Genomic DNA, 6,848 nt, shown 5'->3' with positions numbered 1-6,848 from the left:
GCGAAGTTTTCCCGCCGATTGCGTGGACGTTTGGCGATGAGCTTAAAAAATACAGCGATGAGATGTCGGCGTCTAAAATCATTCCTTCTATTAGCGAACACAACGCTCGTAACCGCGACACGATCATCATCGTGCTGCTCGCCGGTATCGTGGTGCTGATCTTTACCGAATACTACCTGCGCAACTATCTGGTTAAACCGATTGCGGTCATTAAATCGCATTTGGCGCAGCTCACGGCGGGCCGTCTGGGTTGCGAACTGGTAGAGTTCGGCCGCAACTGCGCTGGTCGGTTGATCCCGGACATCAAACTATTGCAATCGCGACTGCGCGATACGGTGACGGCTATTCGCGACACCACCCGTTCGATTGACCACGGCACGTCGGAGATCAAGGTGGGCAGCGACGACCTGTCTCGACGCACTGAGCAACAGGCCGCGGCACTGCAGGAAACGGCCGCCAGCATGGAACAGCTGAGTTCGACCGTTAAACACAACGCGGATAATGTGCATCAGGCGCGTCTTCTGGCGCAGGATGCTGCAGGCGTAGCCAAGAAAGGGGGCGAAATCAGCAGCAACGTGGCCAAGACGATGGCCAAAATTACCGCCAGCTCCAGCAAGATTTCTGATATTACCAACGTGATTAACGGCATTGCATTTCAGACCAATATTCTGGCGTTGAATGCGGCGGTAGAAGCCGCGCGCGGCGGCGAACAGGGCCGGGGATTTGCCGTCGTGGCGAGTGAGGTTCGCAGCCTCGCGCAGCGCAGCGCTCAGGCGGCGAAAGAGATCGCTGAACTGATCGCCGAATCGGAAGTCAACGTGCAGGTGGGCGATAAACAGGTTCAGCAATCTGCCGAGGCGATGGAAACCATCATCAACGCGATCGCGCACGTCAGCGATTTGATTAGTGAAATCAACGCTGCCACCGACGAACAAACTCAGGGCATCACGCAGGTCGGGCAGGCCGTACACGAACTGGACGGCGTGACCCAGCAGAATGCCGCGTTGGTCCAGGAGTCGTCGGCCGCCGTCGCGCAGTTGGATCAGCAGTCGCACGATCTGGCGAAGGTGGTGGATCTCTTCCAGTTGGAAGATGACAACTGTCCGATTTCCACAACGCGGATCCCGGCGGTGAAACCGAAACCAATGCCCGCCGTGAAACTGCTGCCGGCCACGCGTGCCAACAACAATGACGGCTGGGAGAAATTCTAAACGTCTTGCCTCTCGGTGAACCGGCGATGCAACCGCGCCGGTTCACCGTCATCCCTCTTGATGGCGGTCGCTATCATTCATAACTTGCAGCGATTTCATCAATCATGACATACAATCACTGGATAATCGCCGTACTCTCCATTAGGCTGTGTCCCTCATTAAAGGGCGCTGATCCGCGCCTGGTGCATCCGTCAGTGGCACTGTATTGATTCCATGTTTGCAGTCATCAATTCCACGGCCTGTTGCGGGAAACGCCTGAAGACGGTAGGGCGCCGCATATAAGTTACACCTGCTGGAGAACGATAATGTCATCACCTTTGACCCAAGAAGCTGCCCTGGTCCATGAGGCGCTGCTGGCGCGCGGTCTGGAAACGCCGTTACGCGGGGAAATGCTCGATCGGGAGACCCGTAAAAGCCGCATTGCAGAGCACATGACGGAAATCATGAATCTGCTGAGCCTGGACCTCACGGACGATAGCCTGACGGAAACGCCGCATCGCATCGCTAAAATGTACGTCGATGAGATTTTCTCCGGCCTGGACTACACCAACTTTCCCAAAATCACCATCATTCAAAACAAAATGAAAGTGGATGAAATGGTGACGGTGCGCGATATCAATCTGACCAGCACCTGCGAACATCACTTTGTGACCATCGACGGCAAGGCTACCGTGGCTTATATCCCCAAGGATGGCGTCATCGGCCTGTCCAAGATCAACCGCATCGTGCAATTTTTCTCCCAGCGTCCGCAGGTGCAGGAGCGTCTGACCCAGCAAATTCTGGTCGCGCTGCAAACGCTGCTGGGTACGAATAACGTCGCCGTCTCCATCGATGCGGTTCACTACTGCGTGAAAGCGCGCGGTATCCGCGATGCCACTAGCGCCACGACGACCACGTCGCTGGGCGGTCTGTTCAAGTCCAGCCAGAATACGCGTCAGGAGTTCCTGCGCGCGGTGCGTCACCACAACTAAGGGTACGCACGATAAAATTCACCGGCGTCGGCTTCATCAACGACGCCGGTTTTTTATGCCCGCCACGCCCGTTTTCTCCAGCCGTTTGCGCTATCTCATTGCCCGGTGAGGTAAAACCGTAGGTTTTTACGCGCTCAGTCATTACAATTTACGGACCGAACCACCCCCGTATTTACTTAGACTGCGAGCTACCCTTACGCCTATGGTCACTCCACCCCGAGTACAACCCCGCATCGCCACGTTGGATTTTGTCCGCGGCGTGGCGTTGCTTGGCATCCTGCTGATGAACGTGTCCGCCTTTGGTTTACCCGAGGCCGCCTACCTTAATCCCGCTTATAACGGCCTGCCGTCACTCCGTGATGCCTGGACCTGGGCGGTCATGGATATTCTGGTGCAGGGGAAATTTCTGACCATGTTCGCCTTGCTGTTTGGCGCGAGCTTGCAGCTGTTGCAGCCAAGAGGGCGGAGCTGGATTCACGCTCGCCTGTTCTGGCTGATGATCTTCGGCCTGATTCACAGCCTGTTCTTCTGGGATGGCGACATCCTGCTGGATTACGGGCTAATTGGTCTGGTGTGTTGCGGCATGTTGCGCATGGCCGACAGTCCCAGACTGTTGCTGCGCGCGGGTACGATCATGTATCTGGCGGGGGTCGCTATATTGGTGGTGCTGAGTCAGCTGCTGAGCCAAACCGGCGGCCGCTTTTGGCAGCCTGGCCCGGCCGATCTGGCCTACGAGGCGCACTGGCTGGTGACTGGCGGACCGGAGGCCTGGAGCCATCGGCTGTCGATGCTAAGCCAAAGTCTGTTATCGATGGGCGTACAGTACGGCTGGTTGCTCTGCGGGGCGATGTTGCTCGGCGGCGCGCTGATGCGCAGCGGGTGGCTGAAGGGGGAATTTAGCCTGAGTCACTATCGCCGAATTGCATGGGTGCTGCTGATCCCCGCATTGCTCATCAACGGCGCGGGCGTCGTGGCGCAGTGGCAGCTGAACTGGGAGTATCGCTGGTGCGGCCTGCTGTTGCAGATCCCCGGCGAGCTGAGTGCGCCGTTGCAGGCGATCGGCTATCTGGCGCTGTGCTATGGCTACTGGCCGACGCTGCGACGCTGGCGCCTGACGAAATGGATTAGCGATATCGGTCGGATGGCGTTAAGCAGCTATCTGCTGCAAACACTCATGTGTACCACGCTGTTTTACCAGCTGGGCTGGTTCATGAAGCTGGACCGTCTGGCATTGTTAGCCTTGGTGCCGCCGATGTGGATCGTCAATCTGCTGTTCGCGCACTACTGGCTGCGGGTTTTCCGGCAGGGGCCGATGGAATGGCTATGGCGTCGCCTGACGCGGTTTGTCGCGGGCAAACCCGATGTCGCCATCGGCAAATAACGCCAATTTTGAGTTAAGGTCGGAACGCGTTGGCTGACTTCTTGCCGGTCGTCTCCGTTGTGTCGTCCGGCAGATACTCGGGCGGCACGGCCGGATAGCCGGGCTCATCGGCGGAAATCGTATGCGGCGCGGGGATAGGGATCATCGGACCAAGAAACCGCGGCTCGCGCTTCAGCACATACAGATCGAACAGGGTGCCCAGACGGGCGCCGAACTCCCGAATCCGCACCATCCAGATATCCTTCGGCGACGGCACCGCATAACACTGCGCCTGAATCCCCAGATGCAGCGCGATAAACAGCGCGCGTTCACAGTGGAAGCGCTGGGTGATGATGGTGAAGTCGTTGGTGTCGAACACTTTGCGGGTGCGAATAATCGAGTCGAGCGTGCGGAACCCCGCATAGTCGAGCACAATATCCATCGGCGGAACGCCTGCGGAAATAAGGTCACGGCGCATCGTCATCGGTTCGTTATAGCTTTGCTGAGCGTTGTCGCCGCTGAGTAGCAGATAGCTCACTTTCCCGCTGTTATAAGCGTTCAGCGCGCCCTGAATACGAAACAGATAATATTGGTTCACGCCACCGGCGCGGTAGTATTTTGCCGTGCCCAGCACGACGCCGACGGGGCGGGCGGGAAGGTCTTTGAGATCGTCGAAAATATAGGGGGCGGTGCGCCAGCTGATACAGCGGTCAAGCAGAAATGCGCCTCCTGCCAGCACGAGGATGCTGGTGAAAAAACCAAATGTCAGGCGTTTCCACATGCGTCTGCCTTACTCAGCACGAATCAAATCATCCGGCAAGGCTACTTTACCTGCCGAGATCGCGCAAGGCGAAGCGTCCCGCAGGAAGGCTTAATGACGATTTTTAGTGCAAGGGATCAATCAAAAGGAAAAAAACACCGGGGGACGGGGGGAAATTATCCCCCGGTGTGACGTCATCAGACCCGGCTGCCCCACAGATCGTATTCGTCAGCGTGTTCGATTTTTACGGTGACGAGATCGCCCGGCTTGAGGCGAGTTTCGCCGTTCAGATAGACCGCGCCGTCGATTTCCGGGGCGTCGGCCATGCTACGACCGATAGCGCCTTCTTCATCGACTTCATCGATCAGTACCGGCAGCTCCAGGCCGATTTTCGCCTGCAGGCGCTGTGCGGAAATCCGCTGTTGCAGCTGCATGAAGCGGTGATAGCGCTCCTCCTTGATCTCCTCCGGCACCGGATCGGGTAGCGTATTGGCGGTAGCACCTTCCACCGGGCTGAACTTGAAGCAGCCCACGCGATCCAGCTGCGCTTCTTTCAGGAAGTCCAACAACATCTGGAAGTCTTCTTCCGTTTCGCCGGGGAAGCCGACGATGAAGGTTGAGCGCAGCGTCAGCGCCGGGCAGATCTCACGCCAGCGTTTAATGCGCTCCAGCGTGCGTTCGACCGCGCCGGGGCGTTTCATCAGCTTCAACACTTTCGGGCTGGCGTGCTGTAGCGGAATATCCAGATACGGCAGGATTTTGCCTTCCGCCATCAACGGGATAACCTCGTCGACGTGCGGGTAAGGGTAGACGTAGTGCAGGCGGACCCAAATCCCCAGCGTCGCCAGCTGCTCGCACAGGCTGACCATGCTGGACTTAACCGGCTGGCCGTTCCAGAAGCCGGTGCGGTGTTTGATGTCGGTGCCGTAGGCGGAGGTATCCTGCGAGATCACCAGCAGCTCTTTCACCCCGGCGTCGGCCAGACGCTTAGCCTCATCCAGGACGGAGCCAACAGGGCGGCTGTCCAGTTTTCCGCGCATGGAGGGGATGATGCAGAAGGTGCAGCGATGGTCGCAGCCTTCCGAAATCTTCAGGTAGGCGTAGTGTCTCGGCGTCAGTTTCACGCCGGATTCCGGCACCAGGCTGGTGAACGGGTTGTGCGCGGGCTGCGGCACATAGTGATGGACGTGGGACAGCACCTGCTCGTAGCTGTGCGGCCCGCTGATTTCCAACACGTTGGGATGCACTTCGCGAATTTGATTCTCTTTAGCGCCGAGACAGCCGGTGACGATGACCTTGCCGTTTTCATTCAGCGCTTCGCCGATGGTTTCCAACGACTCCTGCACGGCGCTGTCGATAAAGCCGCAGGTGTTGACGATCACCAGATCGGCGTCGTGATAGCTTGGCACCACCTGATACCCTTCGGTGCGCAGCTCCGTAAGGATGCGCTCGGAGTCCACCAGGTTTTTGGGGCAGCCCAGGCTGACAAAACCGATTTTATTGCCCTGCGGCTTGTCGCCGCCGTTCTTTTGCTGGGTCAGCGTTTTCTCCGGGGCCGCCAACGTGGTGGTCTGCGAAGGATCGAAGGAGTTAACAGTCATAGCGTCTCATACATCGGGTTGTACGGGAAAAAGTCGGCGGATTATACCTGAATCAACGGCAGGAAACAGGCCCGGCCGCCAATCTTGATGGAGTACCCGATGGTTTAGCTCAGGGGGATCATCACTTTATTTTTGAACGCCGCACGCGTCGTTAATTGTTGATACCAGCGCTCCAGATGGGGGTGCGACTGGCGCGTGATGGGCATGCTGAACCAACCGTAGGCGATGCAGCCCAGCGGGATATCGCCGACGCCAAAGTGCTCCCCGGATAGCCAGGGCTGGGAAGCCAGCGCGTCATCGGCGATGCTCAGCAGCGATTCGCAACGCGCGATATTCGCTTCAACGGCGGCCATATCGCGCTGGGCGGGAGGTGTGCGCATCATATTGATAAACACCGGCCCAAAAAACGTGGCTAAGGACATCGCCCAATCCATCCATTTCTCCGCGCTGGCGCGCGCTTTCGCATCGGCCAGATACAGCGAACCTTGCCCATACTGCGCTGCCAGATAGCGCACGATGCTGTTAGATTCCCACAGCACCAGCTCATCGTCCCGCAGGCAGGGGATCAGTCCGTTGGGATTCAGTGCCAAATAGTCGGGGTCGTGATTACCACCGAAAGCCCCGCCCAGAGGAATGTGCTGGTACGTCAGCCCTAACTCCTCGGCACACCAGAGTACCTTTTTGACGTTCGTCGAATTCTCGCGTCCCCACAGGGTTAGCATTGTGTTGATCCTTCTGTTACGTTTTGACCCACAGTGTAGATAAGACCATGCGGATGGCGCGAAATAAAGTCGCTCATCGTTATGCCTGCATATCATAGGGTTTTTTATTATTTATTTATTACGCTGATTCCCCTAATAATCATGATAACCAATGACAACAATGACTCAGACAGGAAGGGTGTTATGACATTTTCACATTCTATTCGGGCGACGTTTGCTGCAG

The 6,848-nt window shown here is 57.3% G+C and carries 6 protein-coding genes; 3 read left to right on the top strand and 3 right to left on the bottom strand.

Annotation, left to right across the window (positions count from 1 at the left end):
• The 3 genes from Q7O77_RS12480 to yeiB form a co-directional block, all read left to right on the top strand.
• Positions 1–1,211: methyl-accepting chemotaxis protein (locus Q7O77_RS12480; protein ID WP_304167752.1), on the top strand; the 1,211-nt coding region annotated here is incomplete at its 5' end.
• 305 nt (positions 1,212–1,516) lie between these two features.
• Positions 1,517–2,182, top strand: a complete 666-nt coding sequence (folE, locus tag Q7O77_RS12475) for a GTP cyclohydrolase I FolE (RefSeq protein ID WP_304167750.1) — start codon at positions 1,517–1,519, stop codon at positions 2,180–2,182.
• Positions 2,183–2,384: 202 nt separating this feature from the next.
• On the top strand, positions 2,385–3,563 hold the full coding sequence (gene yeiB / locus Q7O77_RS12470) for a DUF418 domain-containing protein YeiB (RefSeq protein WP_304167747.1): 1,179 nt from the start codon (positions 2,385–2,387) through the stop codon (positions 3,561–3,563).
• Between the two features lie 13 nt (positions 3,564–3,576).
• Here the strand turns inward: yeiB and sanA are convergent, their stop codons facing one another.
• The 3 genes from sanA to Q7O77_RS12455 form a co-directional block, all read right to left on the bottom strand.
• On the bottom strand, positions 3,577–4,323 hold the full coding sequence (gene sanA / locus Q7O77_RS12465) for an outer membrane permeability protein SanA (protein WP_304167744.1): 747 nt from the start codon (positions 4,321–4,323) through the stop codon (positions 3,577–3,579).
• Positions 4,324–4,499: 176 nt separating this feature from the next.
• Entirely contained in the window at positions 4,500–5,903 is a 1,404-nt protein-coding gene (rimO, locus tag Q7O77_RS12460) for a 30S ribosomal protein S12 methylthiotransferase RimO (RefSeq protein ID WP_304167741.1), read from the bottom strand.
• 104 nt (positions 5,904–6,007) lie between these two features.
• A complete protein-coding gene (locus Q7O77_RS12455; RefSeq protein ID WP_304167739.1) occupies positions 6,008–6,625 on the bottom strand; it encodes a glutathione S-transferase family protein in 618 nt (205 codons plus the stop codon).
• Positions 6,626–6,848 lie beyond the last annotated feature (223 nt).

The organism is Lonsdalea britannica, from assembly GCF_946477055.1.
In the GTDB taxonomy this organism is placed as follows: domain Bacteria; phylum Pseudomonadota; class Gammaproteobacteria; order Enterobacterales; family Enterobacteriaceae; genus Lonsdalea; species Lonsdalea britannica_A.
This window is presented reverse-complemented; position numbering and strand designations above follow the sequence as displayed.

Coding starts and splice junctions, on each gene's coding strand:
- rimO (WP_304167741.1), bottom strand. CDS start 5,903: ATGACTGTTAACTCCTTCGATCCTTCGCAGACCACCACGTTGGCGGCC.
- folE (WP_304167750.1), top strand. CDS start 1,517: ATGTCATCACCTTTGACCCAAGAAGCTGCCCTGGTCCATGAGGCGCTG.
- yeiB (WP_304167747.1), top strand. CDS start 2,385: ATGGTCACTCCACCCCGAGTACAACCCCGCATCGCCACGTTGGATTTT.
- Q7O77_RS12455 (WP_304167739.1), bottom strand. CDS start 6,625: ATGCTAACCCTGTGGGGACGCGAGAATTCGACGAACGTCAAAAAGGTA.
- sanA (WP_304167744.1), bottom strand. CDS start 4,323: ATGTGGAAACGCCTGACATTTGGTTTTTTCACCAGCATCCTCGTGCTG.